This is a genomic window from Dermacoccus sp. UBA1591 (assembly GCF_002322065.1).
GTDB lineage: Bacteria > Actinomycetota > Actinomycetes > Actinomycetales > Dermatophilaceae > Dermacoccus > Dermacoccus nishinomiyaensis.
This window is the reverse complement of the sequence record NZ_DCNR01000043.1, coordinates 1-20,243: the sequence shown is the minus strand read 5'-3', so window position 1 is coordinate 20,243 and position 20,243 is coordinate 1. Positions and strand designations below refer to the sequence as shown.

21 protein-coding genes and 1 tRNA gene are annotated in these 20,243 nt (G+C 68.1%); 11 read left to right on the top strand and 11 right to left on the bottom strand.

Annotated elements, in window-relative coordinates; genetic code table 11:
- The first annotated feature begins 121 nt into the window (after positions 1-121).
- From B2284_RS04725 to rsrA, 3 genes are all read left to right on the top strand, one after another.
- Positions 122-760: an alpha/beta hydrolase family protein gene (locus B2284_RS04725; RefSeq protein WP_286697256.1), complete on the top strand. Its 639-nt coding sequence runs from the start codon at positions 122-124 to the stop codon at positions 758-760.
- Positions 761-864: 104 nt separating this feature from the next.
- Positions 865-1,683 carry a sigma-70 family RNA polymerase sigma factor gene (locus B2284_RS04720; protein WP_286697255.1) on the top strand — a complete coding sequence of 273 codons (819 nt, stop codon included), beginning with the start codon at positions 865-867 and terminating at the stop codon, positions 1,681-1,683.
- Positions 1,680-1,934 carry a mycothiol system anti-sigma-R factor gene (gene rsrA / locus B2284_RS04715; protein ID WP_062257123.1) on the top strand — a complete coding sequence of 85 codons (255 nt, stop codon included), beginning with the start codon at positions 1,680-1,682 and terminating at the stop codon, positions 1,932-1,934. The genes B2284_RS04720 and rsrA overlap by 4 nt, the downstream gene beginning before the upstream one ends.
- A 74-nt stretch (positions 1,935-2,008) precedes the next feature.
- On the opposite strand, the gene B2284_RS14435 is transcribed toward rsrA, so the two are convergent.
- Positions 2,009-2,083, bottom strand: coding sequence for a 50S ribosomal protein bL37 (locus B2284_RS14435; RefSeq protein WP_369798754.1), 75 nt, complete (start codon positions 2,081-2,083; stop codon positions 2,009-2,011).
- A 229-nt stretch (positions 2,084-2,312) separates the two neighbouring features.
- On the opposite strand from B2284_RS14435, the gene B2284_RS04705 reads away from it, so the two are divergent.
- Positions 2,313-2,984 (top strand): biliverdin-producing heme oxygenase, encoded by a 672-nt coding sequence (locus tag B2284_RS04705; RefSeq protein WP_062257125.1) that lies wholly within the window; start codon positions 2,313-2,315, stop codon positions 2,982-2,984.
- 4 nt (positions 2,985-2,988) lie between these two features.
- On the top strand, positions 2,989-3,369 hold the full coding sequence (locus tag B2284_RS04700; RefSeq protein WP_062257127.1) for a DedA family protein: 381 nt from the start codon (positions 2,989-2,991) through the stop codon (positions 3,367-3,369).
- A gap of 160 nt (positions 3,370-3,529) precedes the next feature.
- Here B2284_RS04700 and sodN read toward each other — a convergent pair whose 3' ends face one another.
- The 7 genes from sodN to rfbA form a co-directional block, all read right to left on the bottom strand.
- Positions 3,530-3,934 carry a superoxide dismutase, Ni gene (gene sodN, locus B2284_RS04695; RefSeq protein WP_006945950.1) on the bottom strand — a complete coding sequence of 135 codons (405 nt, stop codon included), beginning with the start codon at positions 3,932-3,934 and terminating at the stop codon, positions 3,530-3,532.
- A gap of 54 nt (positions 3,935-3,988) precedes the next feature.
- Positions 3,989-4,369 carry a S24/S26 family peptidase gene (locus tag B2284_RS04690; protein WP_006945900.1) on the bottom strand — a complete coding sequence of 127 codons (381 nt, stop codon included), beginning with the start codon at positions 4,367-4,369 and terminating at the stop codon, positions 3,989-3,991.
- A gap of 34 nt (positions 4,370-4,403) precedes the next feature.
- Positions 4,404-5,288: an amino acid ABC transporter ATP-binding protein gene (locus B2284_RS04685; RefSeq protein WP_006945930.1), complete on the bottom strand. Its 885-nt coding sequence runs from the start codon at positions 5,286-5,288 to the stop codon at positions 4,404-4,406.
- A complete protein-coding gene (locus B2284_RS04680; RefSeq protein ID WP_006945891.1) occupies positions 5,288-6,220 on the bottom strand; it encodes an amino acid ABC transporter permease in 933 nt (310 codons plus the stop codon). Before B2284_RS04680 ends, B2284_RS04685 begins: the two co-directional genes overlap by 1 nt.
- A gap of 11 nt (positions 6,221-6,231) precedes the next feature.
- Positions 6,232-7,248: an ABC transporter substrate-binding protein gene (locus B2284_RS04675; RefSeq protein ID WP_286697254.1), complete on the bottom strand. Its 1,017-nt coding sequence runs from the start codon at positions 7,246-7,248 to the stop codon at positions 6,232-6,234.
- 129 nt (positions 7,249-7,377) lie between these two features.
- Complete coding sequence (locus B2284_RS04670) at positions 7,378-7,980, bottom strand: dTDP-4-dehydrorhamnose 3,5-epimerase family protein (protein ID WP_083603894.1); 603 nt, start codon at positions 7,978-7,980, stop codon at positions 7,378-7,380.
- A complete protein-coding gene (gene rfbA, locus B2284_RS04665) occupies positions 7,980-8,876 on the bottom strand; it encodes a glucose-1-phosphate thymidylyltransferase RfbA (RefSeq protein ID WP_286697253.1) in 897 nt (298 codons plus the stop codon). Before rfbA ends, B2284_RS04670 begins: the two co-directional genes overlap by 1 nt.
- Positions 8,877-8,898: 22 nt before the next feature.
- On the opposite strand from rfbA, the gene rfbB reads away from it, so the two are divergent.
- The 3 genes from rfbB to B2284_RS04650 all read left to right on the top strand — a co-directional run bounded on the left by rfbB (position 8,899) and on the right by B2284_RS04650 (position 12,393).
- Entirely contained in the window at positions 8,899-9,933 is a 1,035-nt protein-coding gene (rfbB, locus tag B2284_RS04660) for a dTDP-glucose 4,6-dehydratase (RefSeq protein WP_286697252.1), read from the top strand.
- A 2-nt stretch (positions 9,934-9,935) separates the two neighbouring features.
- Positions 9,936-10,805, top strand: a complete 870-nt coding sequence (gene rfbD, locus B2284_RS04655) for a dTDP-4-dehydrorhamnose reductase (RefSeq protein WP_062257165.1) — start codon at positions 9,936-9,938, stop codon at positions 10,803-10,805.
- A 115-nt stretch (positions 10,806-10,920) separates the two neighbouring features.
- Complete coding sequence (locus B2284_RS04650) at positions 10,921-12,393, top strand: sugar transferase (protein WP_286697251.1); 1,473 nt, start codon at positions 10,921-10,923, stop codon at positions 12,391-12,393.
- Between the two features lie 115 nt (positions 12,394-12,508).
- Here B2284_RS04650 and B2284_RS04645 read toward each other — a convergent pair whose 3' ends face one another.
- The 3 genes from B2284_RS04645 to B2284_RS04635 all read right to left on the bottom strand — a co-directional run bounded on the left by B2284_RS04645 (position 12,509) and on the right by B2284_RS04635 (position 17,338).
- The gene (locus B2284_RS04645; protein ID WP_006945919.1) at positions 12,509-13,162 is read right to left on the bottom strand and encodes a GDSL-type esterase/lipase family protein; all 654 of its coding nucleotides are present in this window, start codon (positions 13,160-13,162) and stop codon (positions 12,509-12,511) included.
- Between the two features lie 17 nt (positions 13,163-13,179).
- Entirely contained in the window at positions 13,180-13,359 is a 180-nt protein-coding gene (locus B2284_RS04640) for a DUF6104 family protein (RefSeq protein WP_131940709.1), read from the bottom strand.
- Between the two features lie 136 nt (positions 13,360-13,495).
- Entirely contained in the window at positions 13,496-17,338 is a 3,843-nt protein-coding gene (locus tag B2284_RS04635; protein WP_286697250.1) for a multifunctional oxoglutarate decarboxylase/oxoglutarate dehydrogenase thiamine pyrophosphate-binding subunit/dihydrolipoyllysine-residue succinyltransferase subunit, read from the bottom strand.
- A 298-nt stretch (positions 17,339-17,636) separates the two neighbouring features.
- Here B2284_RS04635 and B2284_RS04630 point away from each other — a divergent pair, with 298 nt between their 5' ends.
- The 3 genes from B2284_RS04630 to B2284_RS04620 all read left to right on the top strand — a co-directional run bounded on the left by B2284_RS04630 (position 17,637) and on the right by B2284_RS04620 (position 20,224).
- Entirely contained in the window at positions 17,637-18,989 is a 1,353-nt protein-coding gene (locus B2284_RS04630; RefSeq protein ID WP_006946029.1) for a hemolysin family protein, read from the top strand.
- Positions 18,986-20,092 carry a hemolysin family protein gene (locus tag B2284_RS04625; protein WP_006945979.1) on the top strand — a complete coding sequence of 369 codons (1,107 nt, stop codon included), beginning with the start codon at positions 18,986-18,988 and terminating at the stop codon, positions 20,090-20,092. Before B2284_RS04630 ends, B2284_RS04625 begins: the two co-directional genes overlap by 4 nt.
- Positions 20,093-20,152: 60 nt before the next feature.
- Positions 20,153-20,224: transfer RNA gene (locus B2284_RS04620), tRNA-Arg, on the top strand.
- Positions 20,225-20,243 lie beyond the last annotated feature (19 nt).

The window sequence follows — 20,243 nt, the reverse complement described above, 5'->3', positions numbered from 1 at the left end:
ACCACGTCCCTCCCGGTCTGTCGCGCCGGAACGAGCGCACCGCGTTCTTGACATCGAGACGGACGCCGGGCCGGCACGCGCCTACGTCATCGATCCGGTCGGTGGTCCCGCGAACACCGAGGTGAAGAACTCCGAGTCCTCGAGCACCGAGTCTGCGAACGCTGAGACTGCGGCGGTCACGACGACCGGCAAACACCAGCCCGTCGGAACACTCGTCCTCGGACACGGCGCCGGCAAGGGCACGAACACGCTCGACCTGTGGGGCTTGCTCGACCTCGCCGATGACGGGTGGCGTGTCGTCCTCGTCGACCAGCCCTGGGTGCTCGCGGGCCGCAAGATCGCCACGCCCCCGAAGACCCTCGACGAGGGTTGGCGCGCCGTCGTGAGCCACTTGCGCGAGGCGGGCGAGATCACGGGCCGCTTCGTGCAGGGTGGTCGTTCCGCCGGTGCCCGCGTCGCGTGCCGCACCGCCGTCGAGACGGGCGCTGACGCCGTCGTCGCGCTGGCTTTTCCGCTCGCGGCGCCGGGCAAGGCGGACGACCCGTCGAAATGGCGCACGGACGAGGCGCAAGCCGTGCTCGATGCGGTCGTTACCCTGCTCGTCGTGCAAGGCGCCACGGACACCTTCGGCGGCCCCGACGCGATCCGCGCCGCGCTGCCCGGCGCCGACGTCGCCGCCGTCGCGGGCCCGCACGGATTCAGCAAGCAGCCGCAGGATGTCGTCGACGCCGTGCGCAGGTGGCTGGCCGCCGCGTCCTGACTCATATCGAGAGCGGGGCGGGGAATAGCGCAGCCCACTCATCGTGTTGACGACGGCGAAACAGAAAGCCCACGAGGGCCATTCGAACGTCGAAAGTGAGCACGATGCTGGTAGCACCCGTGGTTCCGGTCGAACCGTCCGCGCTGAGCCTCACCACCGGTTTCGGTGGCGCGGGCACGCGCGCGTCTCGTGTCGCGCCGCACCCCGCGCTAGGGTTGAGCGCGATGACAGACAACACGACGGTCGACGCCCTCGGCGCGCCGCAGCCAGACGGCGGCGCGGCGCCACGCAGCGTCACCGATTCCAAGGATTTCGACCCGAGTACCGAGACCCCGGCCGAGCGGGCCGCGCGCTTCGATCGTGACGCGATGCCGTACCTCGATCAGCTCTACAGCGCCGCCCTGCGCACGACGCGCAACCCGAGCGACGCCGAGGATCTCGTGCAGGAGACGTTCGCAAAGGCGTTCGCAGCCTTCCACCAGTACAAGCCGGGCACGAACCTCAAGGCGTGGCTGTACCGCATCCAGACGAACACGTACATCAACTCTTACCGCAAGAAGCAGCGTCAGCCGCTCGAGTCCGACGCCGCCGAGGTGGAGGACTACCAGCTCGCGCGGGCCGAGGCGCACTCGTCGACGGGGTTGAAGTCGGCCGAGAACGAAGCGCTCGATCACCTGCCCGACAGCGACATCAAGAAGGCGCTGCAGGCCTTGCCGGAGGACTTCCGTCTCGCGGTGTACTACGCCGACGTCGAGGGTTTCCCCTACAAGGAGATCGCCAAGATCATGGACACGCCGATCGGCACCGTGATGTCGCGCCTGCACCGCGGACGCAAGCTGCTGCGTGAACAACTCGAGGACTACGCGCGTGGGCGCGGCTTCCTCAAGGGTGAGGCGGACACCGCGAAGGGGGCGAAGAAATGAGCGACAAGTGCCCCGAGTACGTCGATCGTCTCTACGCCTACATCGACGGTGAGCTGACGGCCGAGCAGTACGAGGAGATCAAGGCTCACCTGCTCGACTGCCCCCCGTGTTTGACGGAGTACGAGCGCGACATGCTGCTCAAGAAGCTCATCAAGCGCGCTTGCGCCTGTGAGCAGGCGCCGGAGCAACTGCGCTCGTCGATCCTCACGCGCATCACCTACGAGCGCACCGAGGTGGGCTACGAGGCCTGACGCCGAACCGAGCATGACGAAGGCCGACCATCCCGTGAGGGTGGTCGGCCTTCGTTCGCGTCTGCGGCAGATGCTCAGGCGTTGGGCTTCTTGCCGTGGTTCGCGCCCTTGCCCTTGCGGCTGCGACGCTTGCGTGCGCGCTTGCTCATGGTCTTGCTCCCTGGTTCGGGGTCTTCCCCCCGGTACGTCGGGGGCCAACCTCCCCATTCTGTCACATCGCGCTCGTGCCCCCTGCGGGCATCCGCGCAGCGAGAGGCGGCTCGCTCTCGTCGGCCTGGCGTGGTGGGGAGGTGGAGTCTCGGATCAACCGTTCGATTGATCCGAGCGGAGGTGGACCTTTATTAAGGTGAGCCTTCCTCATCAGAAAGGCTCGGATCCATGACGACGGCCCTCACCCCGCCCCTGTCGGCCGCGCTGCGCGACCACACCCGTGCCGCGCACGAGCACGCCGAGAACCGCGGCTTCATGACCCGCCTCATGGGCGGCGAGAGCAGCATCGGCGCGCACCAGGGGCTGCAGCGTCAGCTGCTGCCGGTGTACGACCACCTCGAGTCGGCGTGCGCGACGCACCGCGATGACCCCCGCCTCGCGCCGCTGCTGGACCCGGCACTCGAGCGCGCCGCATCGCTGCGTCACGACCTCGCCGCGCTGGAACGCCTCGGCTATGCGGACGCCACGGCGATCCTGCCCGCCACGCAGCGCTACGTCGACGACCTCGTCGCCTGCGCCGCCTCGCCGGCCACGCTCATCGGCCACCACTACACGCGCTACCTCGGGGATCTGTCCGGCGGGCAGATCATCGCGACGCTCATGCGCCGCCACTACGACGCGCCTCACGATGTCCTCACCTTCTACCGCTTCGACATCGCCAAGCCGAAGACGTACAAGGACGCCTACCGCGCCCGCCTCGATGAGTTGGCCCTCACGACGCAGGAGCAGGACGAGGCCCTCGACGCCGCCGGTCGCGCCTTCGCTCTCAACGCCGCCGTCTTCGACGCGCTGGACGCCTGCTACCCCGCGGGTGCGAACGCTCGGGCCGAGGCCGTCTGAACGCATGGAATCGATCCGTGAGATGCCGGTGGCGCTCGCGTTCGGCATCCTGTTCTGCATCGTCATGGCGCGAGCCAACGCGACATACTGGATCGGCCGCGGCGCGATCGGCGGCTGGCGTCGGCATCCGAAGTACGCCCACCACCTCGACGCGCGCTCCGTCAAGCGCGCCGAGGGCATGGTGCACCGCTTCGGCCCGCTCGCCGTCCCGCTGTCGTTCCTGACGGTCGGCGTGCAGACGGCCGTCAACCTCATGGCCGGGGCCGGCCGGATGCCGCTCGTGCGCTACCTGCCGGCCGTCGCCGTCGGCAGCCTCATCTGGGCCGGCGTGTACACCGTCGCCGGGGTGGCGTTGCTCGACGTCATCCTCCGCCTCGTGCACTGACGCACCTGACGTCATGAAGGTGGACGAGAATCGCCGATGTGGACGGAAATCGCAGGAGGGGACGGGATTCGCGACGGTGAACGAGAACCGCAGGTGAGGCAGCGAGAACGGCCCGGCATCCAAGGGGGATGCCGGGCCGTTCTCGTTGCGGGAGGGAGGCTCAGGCCTGCTTCGTCTCCGCGAAGATGCGAGCGATCTCGTCGATCTTGCCGAGCAACTCGTCAGCCTTGGCGATGTCCCACTCGCCCTTGGTGCCGCTTGCACCGGCGAGCTTCGTCGCCTCGTTGACGAGGGTGTGAAGCTGCGGGTACTTCTCGAAGTGCGGGGGCTTGAAGTAGTCCGTCCACAGCACCCACAGGTGCTCCTTGACGAGCTGGCTGCGCTGCTCCTTGATGATCGTGGCGCGCATCTTGAAGTCTTCGTCGCCGGGCTTGTCGGCGACCTTGGCGATGATGGCCTTGACCGACTCGGCCTCGATGCGGGCCTGGGCAGGGTCGTAGACGCCGCAGGGCAGGTCGCAGTGAGCCGAGACCTCGACGGTGGGGGTGAAGAAACGCTTCAGCATGAGGGACTCCTTGCTGCTGGTGATCAGCTGCCGAGCGGCAGCACTGCTCTCAACCTATCGCGCGACACGGCCCCGGCGAAAGGTGCTGACGCAGGTGCGACAACGTCGCAGAATCTGCGTCATCACTGGGGAGTCGGGGCTGACGACCCGCCCCCGCATCGCCTCGTCCCCCAGCGCCCCGACGAGCCATGAGTCGACCCCCTCACGGGGGTTGTCACGCTCCACCCACCAGCCCGACGCGCCGTCGGCGAGGCGTTCGCGCCTCGTCACCCGTTTGATCGCGAGCGGGCGGGGGCCGTCGTCGCCGTCAGGGAGGCGGACGACGTGGCAGCGCCCGACCCGGGGCGACGCACCCCAGGCGACGAGGACGACGTCGCCGTCGACGTAGGTCGGTTCCATCGAGCGACCCCTGACGACGACGAAGCCCAGCTGCATCCCACCAGGGTAGTGGGGTGCAGCTGGGCGAGCGTCAGAGCAGTTCGTCGTCGACGAGGGCGGCGATCGCCTCGTGCTCGCTGCGAATGCGCGACAGGAAGCTCTTGGTGCGCTCGTGCTGCGGGTTGTTGATGACGTCGCGCGGCGCGCCGGTCTCGACGACGACGCCGGCGTCCATGAACACGACACGGTCCGCGACGTCCCGCGCGAAACTCATCTCGTGCGTGACGACGACCATCGTCATCCCGTCCTTGGCCAGTTCCTTCATGACGGCGAGCACCTCGCCGACCAGTTCGGGGTCGAGGGCGGACGTCGGCTCGTCGAACAGCATGAGCTTCGGCTGCATCGCGAGCGCGCGGGCGATGGCGACGCGCTGCTGCTGGCCGCCCGAGAGCTGGCTGGGGTAGTGCTTCGTCTTGTCGCCGAGCCCGACCCGTTCGAGCAGCCGCTCGGCCTCCGCCTTCGCCTCGGCCTTGCCCACGCCCTTGACCTGGACGGGCGCCTCCATGACGTTCTCGAGGGCCGTCATGTGTGGGAAGAGGTTGAAGCGCTGGAAGACCATGCCGATCTCACGGCGCTGCGCGGCGATCTTCCTGTCCGTGAGGCGGTGCAGCTGCCCGCCCTTGTCGGCGTAACCCATGAGGTCGCCGTCGACCCAGATGCGCCCGCCGTCGATCGTCTCGAGCTGGTTGATGCAGCGCAGGAACGTCGTCTTTCCCGAGCCCGACGGGCCGAGCAGCACGACGACCTCGCCGGGGTGGACGTCGAGGTCGATGCCCTTGAGCACCTCGTGCTTGCCGAACGACTTCATGACGTTGACGGCGCGCACGAGTGGCTCATCGGAGCGTGAGGCCACGGGGGCCGTGGTTGCGGACGGTCGCGGCTGGGCGTTGCTCGCCCCGGCGGCGGCGGTGCTCATCAGTGGTCACTTCCGATCGAGGACAGACGTGAGCGGAACCCGCCGGTCGTGGTGCCCTGCGCCCCGAAGCCGCGCGCGAAGCGTCGCTCCAGCCAGCTCTGCAGCAGCATGAGCAGCGTGCAGAGGATGAGGTACCACATGAGGGCGCCGACGTAGCTCGGCATCACCTTGTACGTGTTGTTGGCGACGTTCTGCGCCTGGTTGAACAGTTCGGCGGTGACGGGCACGGCCGTCAGCAGCGACGTGTCCTTGACCATCGAGATGGCCTCGTTGCCGGTCGGCGGCACGATGACGCGCATCGCCTGCGGCAGGATGATGCGGCGCATGGCCTTGCCGTTGCTCATGCCGAGGGCCTGGGCGGCCTCACGCTGACCGTTGTCGACGGACAGGATGCCGGCGCGCGCGATCTCCGCCATGTAGGCGGCTTCGGACAGTCCGAGGCCGATGATGCCGACGGTGATGCCGGAGCTGATCGTCTTGACGTCGAGGGTGTAGAACGTCAGCCCGAGGTCCTTGCCGAACGGCACGCCGAGATCGAGGGTCGGGTAGAGGGTCAGGACGCCGAGACCGAGGATCGTCATGAGGACGTAGCGTGGCACGGCCCGGAAGAACCAGATGTAGACGAACGCCACGCCGCGCAGCACGGGGTTGTCCGACAGGCGCATGATCGCGAGGATGACGCCGAGCACGACGCCCAGGATCATCGACACGATCGTCACGATGATCGTGCCCTTGAGCAGTCCGTCGAGCACGGGCGAGTAGTTCATCACCTTGAGCACGAACGGCCAGTCCCAGGCCTTGTTGGTGACGACGGAGCTGATCATCATCGCGACGAGGACGGCGATGACGGCGAGGGCGACCCATCGGCCGGGATGCCGGACCGGCCGGGCGTCGATGACGCCCGGCCGCTCGGTGGTGGTGGTGTCGGTCATGTCGTTCGCGATCAGGGCTTGGGGTTGACCGGGAACGAGGTGACGGCGCCGTCACCGTTGCTCCAGGCGTCGAGGATCTTCTTGTAGGTGCCGTCCTTGTCGAGGGCCTCAAGGGCCTTCGAGATGGCCTCGGCGAACGCCGTGTTGTCCTTCTTGACGACGATGCCGTACGGGGCCGAGGCGTACTTCGAACCGACCTTCTCGAGCTTCGCGTCGTTCTTCGCGACGGCCCAGTTGGCGACGGGGGAGTCGGCCGCGAAGCCGTCGACCTTGCCGGCGATGAGGTCGGCGGTCACCTTCGACTGGGCGACCTCGCTGACGATCGTGATCGGCTTCTTGCCCGCGGCGGTGCACTTCTTGTTGCGTGCGGGCAGGTCGTCGGTCTGCTGCACGGTGTCCTTCTGGACGCCGATCGTCAGGCCGCACGCGTTGTCGGGGTCGAGCTTCTTCGGGTTGCCCTTGGCGGTGACCCAGGCGGTGCCCGCGCTGTAGTACTGCACCATGTTCGCGGTCTTGAGGCGCTCGGCGTTGATGGTGAACGAGCTGATCGCCGCCGGGTACTTGCCGGCGTTGACGCCGCCGATGAGGGTGCCGAAGTCGCCGTTCTGGAAGGTGAGCTTGAGACCGAGCTTCGCGGCGACGGCGTTGAGCAGGTCGATGTCCATGCCCTGGATCGTCTTGCCGTCGGCAGCCGTGAACTCGTTCGGGGCGTATGACGCGTCCGAACCGATCGTCAGGGTGCCCTCCTTGGCGATGGCGGCGGGGACGAGCTTGGCGAGCGAGTCGTCCTTCGTCACCTCGGCGGCCTTGCTCGACGCGCCCGCAGCGCCCGAGGAGGCAGAGCTCTTGGAGTCGTCGAGGGAGTCGGAGCCACAACCCGACAGCAGCAGGGCGGTGGCACTCAGGCCGGCGAGGGCGGGGGCGGTGGTACGAGACGCATGGGCGGGCCTTTCGGCATGGGGACGGCGCGAGCCGTCGGAGACGATGGCCACAGCATGCCACCGCGCCTCGCCCCAGGCGAGCGACACGACATAAGTATGCGGGATCGTGACCTACGGCCCGCCTCGTGCGCGCGACACCATGCCCGTGCAGCGACCTTGGAGCCGCCTCGTGAGACGTGCGTCACGCGTGATCATGCAGGACGCGGGCCGCTGCGATCAGGCCGAGCGCAACGAGTCGTAGAAGCGCACGCAGTCGTCGTATCGCGGCAGCAGACCCGACGCCTCGGCCTGCGCCAGCGACGGCGCAGCCTCGTCCTTGGGGGACAGCAGCGGTTCGATGTCGTCGGGCAGGGTCAGCCCCACCGTCGTGTCGAGGGGGTTGATGCCGTGCTCGCGCTCGGGGGTGTAAGGCGCGCTGCACAGGTACATCGCCGTCGAATCGTCCTCGAGGGCGCAGAACGCGTGGCCGAGCCCCTCGGCGAGGTAGACCGCCTTGCGTTCGCTCGTGTCGAGCACGACCGATTCCCACTGCCCGAACGTCGGCGACCCGACGCGGATGTCGACGATGAAGTCGATGATCGAGCCCGACAGGACGGTGATGTACTTCGCCTGGCTCGGTGGCACGTCGGCGAAGTGGATGCCGCGCACCGTGCCGCGGCTGCTGACCGAGATGTTCGACTGGACGACGTCCATGCGGTGGCCGAGGTGCTCGGCGAGCTTGTCGCCGCGGAAGCCCTCCATGAACACGCCGCGCCCGTCGGGGAACTGGCGGGGCGTGACGACGTAGGCGCCGTCGATCTTCAGCGGCTGGATGTCCATCACAGGGCCTTGCGGACGGCGGGGGTGATGTGGCCTTCGGCGAGGACGCGGTGCATGTAGGCGCCGTAACCGGACTTGACGAGGGAGTCGGCGAGGGCGGAGAACTGCGCGTCGTCGATCCAGCCCTGACGCCACGCGATCTCCTCGACGCAGCCGACCTTCAGATCCTGCTGCTCCTCGAGGACGTGGACGAACTGCGAGGCGTCCATGAGGCCCTTGAAGGTGCCCGTGTCGAACCACGCGGTGCCGCGCGGCAGCACCGTCACCGTGAGGTTGCCGCGGCGCAGGTACTCGTCGTTGACGCCCGTGATCTCCAGCTCGCCACGCGGGGAGGGCTCGAGGTTCTTCGCGAGGTCGACGACGTCGTTGTCGTAGAAGTACAGGCCGGGCACGGCGTAACGCGACTTCGGCTGCTCCGGCTTCTCCTCGATCGAGACGACGTTGCCGTCCGCGTCGAACTCGACGACGCCGTAGGCGCTCGGGTTCGTCACGTGATGAGCGAAGACGTGGCCACCGGTGAGCTCAGCGTGGCCCTGCAGCGCCGTCCCCATGCCGGCGCCGTGGAAGATGTTGTCGCCGAGGACGAGGGCGACCGAGTCGTCGCCGATGAACTCCTCGCCGATGATGAACGCCTGCGCGAGGCCGTCGGGCGAGGGCTGCACGGCGTAGCTGATCTCGACACCCCAGTCGGATCCCTCGCCCAGCAGCCGCTGGAACTGCTTGCTGTCGTGCGGCGTCGTGATGATGAGGATCTCGCGGACTCCGGCCATCATGAGCGTCGAGATCGGGTAGTAGATCATCGGCTTGTCGTACACCGGCATGAGCTGCTTGCTGATGCCCCGTGTGATCGGGTGAAGTCGCGTTCCCGATCCCCCCGCGAGAATGATTCCCTTCATAGGCCTACCTTATGCTGGCAGGGTGCAGATCCTGGTCACCGGCGGAGCCGGCTTCATCGGCGGCAACTTCGTCCACCTGACGGTGAAGGAGCGCCCAGAGGCGCGCATCGTCGTTCTCGACGCCATGACGTATGCGGGCAACGAGAGATCTCTCGACGGGCTGGGGGAGCACGTCGAGCTGGTGCGCGGCGACATCGCCGACGCCGCGCTCGTCGACCGTCTCGTCGCCGCGTCCGACCTCGTCGTCCACTTCGCCGCCGAGTCGCACAACGACAACTCCCTCGCCGAGCCGTGGCCGTTCGTCCAGACCAACATCGTCGGCACCTACACGCTGCTCGAGGCGGCGCGCAAGCACGACGTCCGGTACCACCACATCTCCACCGACGAGGTGTATGGCGACCTCGAGCTCGATGACCCGGAGCGTTTCACCGAGGCGACGGCGTACAACCCGTCGAGCCCGTACAGCTCAACCAAGGCTGGCAGCGACATGCTCGTGCGTGCCTGGGTGCGCAGCTTCGGCGTCAGGGCGACGATCTCGAACTGCTCGAACAACTACGGTCCGCGCCAGCACATCGAGAAGTTCATCCCGCGCCAGATCACTAACCTCATCGACGGCGTGCGCCCCAAGCTCTACGGTGACGGGCTCAACGTGCGCGACTGGATCCACGTCGACGACCACAACGCGGCCGTCTGGGCCATCATCGAGCGCGGGCGCATCGGGCAGACCTACCTCATCGGCGCCGACGGTGAGCTCGACAACAAGACCGTCGTGCAGGCCATCCTCACCGGGATGGGGCGTGACGCCGACGACTTCGACCACGTCACCGATCGGCCCGGCCACGACCGCCGCTACGCGATCGACTCGACGAAGCTGCGCGAGGAACTCGGCTGGAGTCCGCGCTACACCTCCTTCGACGACGGCCTCGCCGCCACGATCGCCTGGTACCGAGAGAACGAGTCGTGGTGGCGTCCGTTCAAGGACGCCACCGAGGCCAAGTACGCAAGCCAGCAGGTCGTCGCGGCGCCTGCTGACACCGCCACCGGTCAAGGGGCATGACGATGGCGCGTCGCTGGCTCGTCCTCGGAGGCACGGGCATGCTCGGTCAGGATCTCGACGCGCTGCTGCGCAGCCGCGGTGAGAGCGTCGTCTCGCTCGGCTCCGCCGGATGCGACGTCACCGAGCTGGAGACGGTGCAGCGCGTCATCGGCGATCACGCGCCGGACGTCGTCGTCAACTGTGCTGCGTACACGGCCGTCGATGCCGCTGAGAGCGACGAGGCCGCGGCGTTCGCACTCAATGGGACGGGTGCGTTCAACGTCGCTCGAACCGCGCAGGCCGCGGATGCCCAGCTCGTCCACGTCTCGACCGACTACGTCTTCGACGGCCGCGCCGAGGAACCGTACGATGTCGAGCACCCGCAGGCCCCGCAGTCGGCCTACGGACGCACCAAGGCGGCCGGAGAATGGGCCGTTCGTGCCACGCACCCCGACGCGCTCATCGTGCGCACGGCATGGCTCTACGGAGCGCACGGAAGCAACTTCGTCGCGACGATGCTGAAGCTCGCCCAGAACCGTGACACCCTCGACGTCGTGGCCGACCAGGTCGGACAGCCGACGTGGGCGGGCGACCTGGCGGACACCATCGTCGGGCTGATCGAGCAGGAATGCTCGGGCGGGTTCTACCATGGGACGAGTTCGGGCAGCGGGTCATGGTTCGACCTCGCACGAGAGGCATTCATCCTCGCAGGCCTGGATCCTGAGCGCGTGCGCCCGACGACGACGGAGGCGTTCCAGCGGCCCGCGCCGAGGCCCGCCTACAGCGTGCTCGCACGCTCACCGCGCGGGCCGAGCATCGGTGACTGGCGTGCACGACTCGCCGCATCCGGCGTCGTTCAGCAGGAGCGCGCTGCAGAGCGCGCGCGGGCCTGAGGCGCAGGCTCGAGACGACCGCGGTGCGGGGAACGCAGCCGAACGGGAACGAGGGGAATTCGGACGCGTCCGACGAAGGGGAAACAGGGTTTTGTGGGGAAAGGCGCCGGCGAGCATGACTGACGGGGCGAGAGGTAGGCGCGACCTGCTCGCCAGGATGCGTGGCGACTGGCGGCGCAACCTGTTCCTGCTGCTGTTCGTCCTCGACCTGGGCGTCATCACACTCGCCGTGGCTGCCGGGTTCTTCGCGCGCTTCGCAATGGCGGAGGCGTCGCTCGACACCGTTCGCTCGCAGGGCAACCTCTACCTCGTCGTCGTGCCCGCCCTCATCCTCGGATGGCAGGCCTCGCTGCTTCTCAATCAGGCGTACAACATGGAGATCATCGCGATCGGCACCGACGAATATCGTCGTGTCGTGCGCGCCACGTTCTTCACGTTCGGCGCGCTCGCGATCGTCCTCGTCCTGCTGCGCTGGCAGGTAGCGCGCGGCTTCCTGGCCGTCGCCCTCCCACTCGGGCTCGTCCTGCTTCTCATCGAACGTCTCCTGGTCCGCCGCTGGGTGCTCGCGCGACGCCGCCGCGCGATGCTCGTCGACGGCGTCGTCGTCGTCGGCTCACCGCATGAGGTGCGCTACGTCGCCGAAGGCATAGCCCGCAACCCGGCTGCGGGCCTAGTCGTGCGCGCCGTCGCGACGGACACGACCGATGCTCCGACGTTCGAGCTCGCCAACGGAGTGGTCGTGCCCCAGGCCGGCGCGATCGCCGACGTCGTCGACGCCGTGCACCGCTACGAGGCCAGCACGATCATCGTCGCCGGCCATAACCGCATCAACCGCAAGCAGCTGCGCGAACTCGGCTGGCAGCTCGAGGACACCACCATCCGCCTCGCCCTCGCCAGCCGCATGACGGACGTCGCAGGCCCCCGCATCCATTGGCACCCCATCGAAGGGTTGCCGCTCATGAGCGTCGAGATGCCCCGCTACAGCGGCGTCAAGTACTCCCTCAAACGGGCCTTCGACCTCGTCATCGCCACCGGGATGGTCGTCCTCGTCGCCCCGATCCTGTTCGCCATCGCCATCGCCGTCCGCCTCGACAGCCCCGGGCCCATCTTCTTCCGCCAGACCCGAGTAGGCGTCAACGGAACGCTGTTCAAGATGACCAAGTTCCGCTCGATGGCCGTCGACGCCGAAGCGCGCCGCGCCGGACTCGAACGACAGAACGAAGGCTCCGGCCTACTGTTCAAGATGAAAGACGACCCCCGCACCACCCGCGTCGGCGCCTTCATCCGCCGCTACAGCCTCGACGAACTGCCACAACTGTTCGACGTCATCGCCGGCAGCATGTCACTCGTCGGACCACGCCCCCCACTGCCCCGCGAGGTCGAAGCCTACGACCACCACGTCCACCGCCGCCTCAACGTCAAGCCAGGCATCACTGGACCCTGGCAGGTCGGCGGACGCTCGAACCTCTCCTGGCAAGAATCCGTGCGCAAGGACCTCTACTACGTCGAGAACTGGTCCCTGTCCGGCGACCTCGTCATCATGTTCAAGACCCTCCGCGCCGTCCTCGCACGCGACGGCGCGTACTGACATTCCCTTGTCTCGCCTTCCGGCCGGCCCCCGAAGGGGGGTCAGAACGTGGTTGTCGGGACGACGAACGCCCCACGTCGACGACGTGAGGCGCTCGAAGGGGCGATGAGGGCCGTCAGACGGAGAGCCAGTCCTGCCAACCGGCGTGCAGCACGAGCCACGCCATGAGGCCGTAGCCCGCCTGGCCGGGGTGGTAGCCGTCGCTGGCGGCAAGATCCGACTGCCACTGATCGTGCCCGAGCAGCGGACGGAAGCAGTCGACATACGTCACGCCACGACGCGCGCAGACGTCCGCGTGCGCGTCGACGAGCACCTCGAGCTTCGCGTTCATCTCCGGGTCGCTCGTGGGCGGCGGGCCGACGACGAACGTCGCGATGCCGTTCGTCGACGCATCGTCGAGGATGTTCGCGAGGTTGAGGCGCGAACGTGCTGTCGTCAGACCCTGCGCCGCGTCGTTCGTGCCGAAGCCGATGACGAGTCGGCGCTCGTTGCAGTTCTTCCACCGCAGCGCCGCCTCACCCCGCCAGCGCGCGAGGACGTCCGAGGAACTGTCGCCGCGCACGCCGAGGTTGTACGTCGTCAGCCTGACGCCCTCGTGCGGCGTACGCGCGACGACCCGCGAGACCCATCCCAGGGCCTTCGGGTCGCCGTAGCCGTTGACGAAGCTGTCGCCGACGAAGACGAGGCCGACACGGCGCTCACCCTCGGCGACGTGGAAATCGGCGCTCGGCCGGAACTCGGGCTCGCTGCCTTCGGTGGGGTAGGACACGCTACGACCGCCTTCACTCACTCGTCATCGTCGTCGTCGAGCCGTGCCAACCATGTGGCGAGGCGCTCGACGGGGATCTCGAACTCCGGGTTGAGGTCGACGAAATGACGCAGCTGCTCCGCGAGCCACTCGAACGTCACGTCTTCTCCGCCGCGGCGCGCCGCGAGCTCCTCGATACCCCGATCCGTGAAATACACGCGCCCAGCTTATCGTCCGTCAGCTCGGTGCCCACCCCGCAGGCGTCGCGAGCCCACGACGAAGCGGTGCCCACCCCGCGTGGGGGAGGGCACCGCTTCATCAGGAACGCACCATCAACGGCTGCTCACGTGAACCTCAGCGCGCGAACGCCTGCTCCATGAGCTCCGCGTTCTGCGCGGCGTGACGCTTGCTGTTGCCGGTCGCGGGCGACGCGGACGCCGGACGCGACACGACGCGCAGACGTCGCGTCTCGCCGTGGCTCTCGAGCAGGTCGGGCAGGTTGAAGTACATGAACGGCCAGGCGCCCTGGTTCTTCGGCTCGTCCTGCACCCACACGATCTCGGCGTTCGGGTACGCCGAGACCGCCTCGGCGATCTCTTTGGCCGGGATCGGCGCGAGCTGCTCGACACGCACGATGGCGGTCGTGTCGTCACCGCGCTTCTCACGTTCCGTCTCGAGGTCGTAGACCACGCGGCTCGAGGCGAGCAGCACCCGCTCGACCTTCGAACCGTCGAGCTGCTTCTGGTCCTTCAGCACCGGCTCGAACTGGCCCGAGGTGAAGTCGGCCGGCGAGCTCGTCGCGGCCTTCACGCGCAGCAGCTGCTTCGGCGTGAAGACGATGAGCGGCTTGCGCGGTCGCGCGTGCGCCTGGCGACGCAGCAGGTGGAAGTACGACGCCGGCGTCGACGGGTAAGCGATCGTCATGTTGTCCTCGGCAAACAGCTGCAGGAAGCGCTCGATGCGCGCCGAGCTGTGGTCCGGACCCTGACCCTCGTAGCCGTGCGGCAGCAGCAGCACGACGGAGCTGCGCTGCGCCCACTTCTGCTCCGAGCTCGAGATGAATTCGTCGATGATGGTCTGCGCACCGTCGACGAAGTCACCGAACTGCGCCTCCCACAGCACGAGCGCGTCGGGACGCTCGACCGAGTAGCCATACTCGAAGCCCATCGCGGCGTACTCGCTGAGCAGCGAGTCGTAGATCCACAGCCACGCCTGGTCATCCGTGAGGTAACGCAACGGCGTCCACTCGTTGCCGTTCGCCTTGTCGATGAGGACGGCGTGACGCTGCACGAACGTGCCGCGTCGGGTGTCCTGACCGGACAGACGCACCGGCGTGCCGTCCATGAGTAGCGAACCGAACGCGATGAGCTCGCCCATGGCCCAGTCGATGCCGCCGTCCTTGACCATCGCCGTGCGACGCTCGAGCAGCTGCTTGAGCTTCGGGTGCAGCGTGAAGCCCTCCGGCGGGTTCGTCCACACCGCGCCGATGCGCTCGAGGGCGGCCTCGGTGATCGCGGAGGAGCGGCCCGAGGAGTAGGCGCTCTTCGCATCGTCCTCGAGCTGAGCGGACGGGCGCTCGAGGCCGCCGTGGCCCTCGGCGTCGGTGCCCTGGCTGGAATCGGACGAAGCGCTCTGCGCGGCGCTGTCGGCAGCGGCCTTCTTCGTCGCCTCCTTCGTCTCGACGAAGACGCGCTCGAGCTGCTGCTGGTAGTCCTTGAGCAGTTCGTCGGCACGCTCCTGGTCCATGTCGCCGCGGCCGACGAGGGCCTCGGCGTACAGGCGACGCACGGACTTCTTCGCCTCGATCAGCTTGTACATGAGCGGCTGCGTCATCGACGGGTCGTCGCCCTCGTTGTGACCGCGGCGGCGGTAGCACACCATGTCGATGACGACGTCCTTGTTGAACGTCTGGCGGTACTCGAACGCGAGTTCCGCGACGCGGACGCAGGCCTCCGGGTCGTCACCGTTGACGTGGAAGATCGGCGCCTGCACCATGCGCGCGACGTCCGTCGAGTACGTCGATGAACGCGACGAGCTCGGCGCGGTCGTGAAGCCGACCTGGTTGTTGATGACGACGTGGATCGTGCCGCCGGTTCGGTAGCCGCGCAGCTGCGACAGGTTCAACGTCTCGGCGACGATGCCCTGGCCCGCGAACGCTGCGTCGCCGTGGAGCAGGATCGGCAGCACCGTGAACGCCGTGCCGGCGAGGTTGATGCGGTCCTGCTTGGCGCGGGCGATGCCCTCGAGCACCGGGTCGACGGCCTCGAGGTGGCTCGGGTTGGCGGCGAGGTAGACCTTCGTGTGGTTGCCCTCATCGGAGACGAACTCGCCCTCGGTGCCGAGGTGGTACTTGACGTCACCGGAGCCCTGCACCGAGTTGGGAGCGGCGGTGCCCTCGAACTCGCGGAAGATCTGGCCGTACGACTTGCCCGCGATGTTGGCGAGCACGTTGAGACGGCCACGGTGCGGCATGCCGATCGCGGCCTCTTCGAGGCCGGCGTCCGCGGCCTCCGACAGGATGCGGTCAAGGATCGCGATGACGGACTCGCCACCTTCGAGGCTGAAGCGCTTCTGGCCGACGAACTTCGTCTGCAGGAACGTCTCGAACGCCTCGGCCTGGTTGAGCTTGCGCAGGATGCGCTCCTGCTCGTCCGACGTCGGCTTCGAGTACGTCTTCTCCAGCTTGTTCTGCATCCAGGCCCGCTCCTCGGGGTTCTGGATGTGCATGTACTCGACGCCGACCGTGCGGCAGTACGAGTCACGCAGGATGCCGAGGATCTTGCGCAGCTTGAGGAAGTTGGCGCCGCCGAAACCGCCCGTGGCGAACGTGCGGTCGAGATCCCACAGCGTCAGGCCGTGGCTCGTGACGTCGAGGTCGGGGTGACGACGCTGCTTGTACTCGAGCGGGTCGGTGTCGGCCATGAGGTGACCGCGCACGCGGTAGGCGTGGATGAGCTCCTGCACGCGCGCGACCTTGTTGATGTCGTCGTCGTGGTTGGCGGAGATGTCCTGCACCCAGCGCACCGGCTCGTAGGGGATGCGCAGCGACTCGAAGATCTCGTCGTAGAAGTTGTTCTCACCGAGCAGCAGCTGGTGGATCTGACGCAGGAACTCCCCGGACGTCGCACCTTGGATGATGCGGTGGTCGTAGGTCGAGGTGATCGTCAGGATCTTGCTGACGGCGTTGCGGTTGAGCGTCTCCTCGCTCGCGCCCTGCCATTCGGCGGGGTAGTCGAGCGCGCCGACACCGATGATGGCGCCCGCGCCCTTCATCAGACGCGGCACCGAGTGCACCGTGCCGATGCCACCGGGGTTGGTCAGCGAGATCGTCGTGCCCGCGTAGTCCTCGAGCGTCAGCTTGTTGTTGCGCGCCTTCTTGACCATCTCTTCGTACGCGGCCCAGAACTGCGCGAACGTCATGGCCTCGGCGCCCTTGATCGACGGCACGACGAGCGTGCGCGAACCGTCGGGCTTCTGCAGGTCGATGGCGAGGCCGAAGTTGATGTTCCCCGGCTGGTGCAGGACGGGCTTGCCCTTCTCGTCGACCGAGAGGGAAGCGTTCATCTCCGGCATGACGCGCAGCGCCTTGATGATGGCGTAGCCGATGATGTGGGTGAAGCTCACCTTGCCGCCGCGGCCGCGGGCGAGGTTCGAGTTGATGACGATGCGGTTGTCGATCAGCGCCTTCGCAGGGACGGCGCGGACCGACGTCGCGGTCGGGACCTCGATCGAGGCCTCCATGTTCTGCACGATCTTGGCGGCGATGCCCTTGAGCGGGGTGTCCTTGTCGTCCGCCGCCGGCACGTCACCGAGGGCGCCGTCGCCCTGGTCGCGCGGCGTCGGCAGCGGTGTGTGGCCCTCGGCCTGCTTCGGGTCGAGCTTCTGCGGCTCGCTCTCGGCGGTGCGCGTCGGCTCGGCGGCCTGCTGTGCAGGCGCCTCCTGCTGGTCGCGCGGTGCCTCGGCGGCCATCGGCTTCTCGGTTCGGGGAGCGGCCTTCGCGCCCGAGCCCGACGTGGACGTGGACGTGGAGGCCGGCGCCGAGGAGTTCGACGAGCCCGGCTGATAGGTCGCGAAGAACTCCTGCCATGCGGCATCCACGGAGTTCTTGTCCTTGCTGTACTGCTCGAAGAGTTCCTCGACGAGCCACTCGTTCGCGCCGAAGTCGTCGTGCTCAGAGCTGGGGGACTGGGATGACACGCAGATGCGCCTCTTTCATTCGCGTCGATTCACGTACACGTGCGGGAGGCGTCCCGTTGCCCCCGCCATGACGCGGCGCGTGGCCGTGTCAGGCAGGAGCGAGGTGAACCACTCCACTGCCGTGTGGTACACGGCATACGTCGCCACCCTATCGCTCCCGCGCCGCCGCCGCGAGAGGCGGTCGGTGGTGAGGTGGCCCACCCCGGCGCGAGACTGCGCGGGCCTCGCCGGTCGAGGCCGGCCCGGGGGGTGGAACGAGCCCGGTGAACGGCTGCGCCCGTGGTAATTTCACTGCGTCATGACGCAGTGGATATTGATCCTCCTCGGAGTTGTCCTCACGCTCGGAACGGCACTGTTCGTCGCCACCGAGTTCTCTCTCGTCGCGCTGGATCGTCACTCCGTCCAGCGCGCCATCGACGACGGCGACGAACGCGCCCGCCCCGTCCTCGCCTCGCTGCGCGGGTTGTCGACGCAGCTGTCGGCCGCGCAGGTCGGCATCACCCTCACGACGCTGATCCTCGGCTTCATCGTCGAACCCAGCGTCGGTGCGTTGCTGCGCACCCCGTTGGCGGCCATCGGCGTCACCGGCGGCGCGGCCTCGGCGACCTCGACCGTCCTCGCGATGGTTCTCGCCTCCGCCTTCTCGATGATCTTCGGTGAACTCGTCCCGCAGTTCCTTGGTATCTCCGCGCCTCTTCGCGTCGCCAAGATCGTCGCGCGGCCCGTACAGGTGTTCGCCGCCCTCTTCAAGCCGCTCATCGTCGTGCTCAACGGATCGGCGAACCTGCTGCTGCGCTCCATGGGCATCGAACCGCAGGAGGAACTGTCCGCCGCCCGCACGCCGCAGGAGCTGAGCTCCATGGTGCGTCGCAGCGCCGAGGCCGGCACGATCGAGGAGGGCACCGCGCACCTGCTGACGCGCTCGCTCAACTTCGGTGAGCGCACCGCGTCCGACGTCATGAGCCCGCGCGTGCGCTGCGAGGCCGTCGATCGCGACGCGACGGCGGATGACGTCGTCCGGCTCGCGAGGTCGACGGGCCACTCGCGCTTCCCGGTGCTGGGGGAGGACTGGGACGACGTCCACGGTGTCGTCCACGTCAAGAAGGCCATCGCCGTGCCCGTCGAACGCCGCGGCGATGTGCCCGTCACCGCTCTCATGGTCAAGCCGACTTTCGTGCCCGAGACGATCACGCTCGAACCGCTGCTCGTGCTCCTGCGTGGCGCGGGGCTGCAGCTCGCCATCGTCATCGACGAGTACTCCGGAACCTCGGGCCTGGTGTCGCTCGAGGACGTCATCGAAGAGATCGTCGGTGAGGTCAGCGACGAGCACGACAAGCTGCACGACGCGAGCCGTCACCTGCCCGACGGGTCCTGGACGGTGCCCGGGCTGTGGCGCCCCGACGAGGTCGTCGATCGCATCGGCGCGCCCGTGCCCGACGATCGCGCCTACGAGACGCTCGGTGGTTACGTCATGCAACAGGTCGGCCGCATTCCCGAGGTCGGGGACGAACTCATGCTGCCGGGATGGCGCCTGCGCGTCGTGTCGATGGACGGCCGGCGCGTCAACCGCGTCCGGTTCACCCCGGCGGTGCAGGGGCAGTCGATGGACGATGTCATCGGCGGCGCAACCCGGGCCGGTGAGGCCCGATGATGCTCTGGATCTCGCTCCTGCTGCTGCTCGGCAACGCGTTCTTCGTGGGCGCCGAGTTCGCCGTCATGGCAGCGCGGCGCTCGCAGCTCGAACCGATGGCCGCGGAGGGCTCGAAGCGCGCCTCTGCGGCGTTGGAGGCCCTCGAGAACGTCGCGTCGCTGCTCGCCTGCGCGCAGCTCGGCATCACGGTCTGCTCGGTGCTGCTGGGTGCCGTCGCCGAGGACGCGGTGCACCACCTCATCGCCGGCCCCCTCGAGGCGACGGGCATGCCGGACGGGCTGACGCACGTCGTCAGCCTGCTGCTCGCGCTGCTCATCGTCGCGTACTTCCACGTCGTGCTCGGTGAGATGGTGCCGAAGAACCTCGCCATCGCCGGGCCCGACCGGGCAGCGTTGCTGCTCGCGCCCGCACTGCTGTGGGTGACGAAGGCGATCCGCCCGCTCGTCACGGTGCTCGAGAACGTCAGCAAGGCCATCGTGCGACGCATGGGCATCGAACCGCAGGACGAGGCGGCCTCGACGTTCTCGACCGAGGAGGTCGAGATGATCGTCGAGGAGTCGCACCGAGAGGGTCTGCTCGAGTCGGGGCAGGAGCGCCGCGTGCGTGAGGCCCTCGAGTTCACCGACAAGGTCGCGAGCGACGTGGCCGTGCCGCTCGACTCGCTCGTCACGCTCTCGTTGGGCGCGACGCCCGCCGATGTCGACGCGATGGTCGCCAAGCACGGGTTCTCGCGCTTCCCGGTCATGACGACGTCGGGGGAGCTGCGCGGTTACATCCACCTCAAGGACGTGCTGTACGCGCAGGACGAGGCGTACACCGAGCCTGTTCCGCCGCGCCGCATCCGGCTGCTCGCGACGGTGCGTCCCGGGGACGAGGTCGAGGACGTGCTCGTCACGATGCAGAACTCGGGCGCGCACCTCGCGCGCGTCGTCGGTGACGACGGGCGCACGAGCGGTGTCGTGTTCCTCGAGGACGTGCTCGAGGAACTCGTCGGCGAGGTCGCGGACGCGACGCAGCGCTTCGACGCGCGCGCGTTGGCCGGAGCGTCGCGGGCCGAGTCGGCGTCGGTCGTCCGGGCTGACCAGGCGCGCCCGCGCGCGTGATGATGCCCGCCGTCGCCGGGAACTGCTGGTAAGGTTTCGTCTCGCGCCCTTAGAGCGCATGCCCCCTTAGCTCAGGGGATAGAGCACCGCCCTCCGGAGGCGGGAGCGCAGGTTCGAATCCTGCAGGGGGCACAAGACGAACGGAGGCCCG

Coding starts and splice junctions, on each gene's coding strand:
- B2284_RS04720 (WP_286697255.1), top strand. CDS start 865: ATGCTGGTAGCACCCGTGGTTCCGGTCGAACCGTCCGCGCTGAGCCTC.
- rsrA (WP_062257123.1), top strand. CDS start 1,680: ATGAGCGACAAGTGCCCCGAGTACGTCGATCGTCTCTACGCCTACATC.
- B2284_RS04705 (WP_062257125.1), top strand. CDS start 2,313: ATGACGACGGCCCTCACCCCGCCCCTGTCGGCCGCGCTGCGCGACCAC.
- B2284_RS04700 (WP_062257127.1), top strand. CDS start 2,989: ATGGAATCGATCCGTGAGATGCCGGTGGCGCTCGCGTTCGGCATCCTG.
- sodN (WP_006945950.1), bottom strand. CDS start 3,934: ATGCTGAAGCGTTTCTTCACCCCCACCGTCGAGGTCTCGGCTCACTGC.
- B2284_RS04690 (WP_006945900.1), bottom strand. CDS start 4,369: ATGCAGCTGGGCTTCGTCGTCGTCAGGGGTCGCTCGATGGAACCGACC.
- B2284_RS04685 (WP_006945930.1), bottom strand. CDS start 5,288: ATGAGCACCGCCGCCGCCGGGGCGAGCAACGCCCAGCCGCGACCGTCC.
- B2284_RS04680 (WP_006945891.1), bottom strand. CDS start 6,220: ATGACCGACACCACCACCACCGAGCGGCCGGGCGTCATCGACGCCCGG.
- B2284_RS04670 (WP_083603894.1), bottom strand. CDS start 7,980: ATGGACATCCAGCCGCTGAAGATCGACGGCGCCTACGTCGTCACGCCC.
- rfbA (WP_286697253.1), bottom strand. CDS start 8,876: ATGAAGGGAATCATTCTCGCGGGGGGATCGGGAACGCGACTTCACCCG.
- rfbD (WP_062257165.1), top strand. CDS start 9,936: ATGGCGCGTCGCTGGCTCGTCCTCGGAGGCACGGGCATGCTCGGTCAG.
- B2284_RS04650 (WP_286697251.1), top strand. CDS start 10,921: ATGACTGACGGGGCGAGAGGTAGGCGCGACCTGCTCGCCAGGATGCGT.
- B2284_RS04630 (WP_006946029.1), top strand. CDS start 17,637: ATGACGCAGTGGATATTGATCCTCCTCGGAGTTGTCCTCACGCTCGGA.
- B2284_RS04625 (WP_006945979.1), top strand. CDS start 18,986: ATGATGCTCTGGATCTCGCTCCTGCTGCTGCTCGGCAACGCGTTCTTC.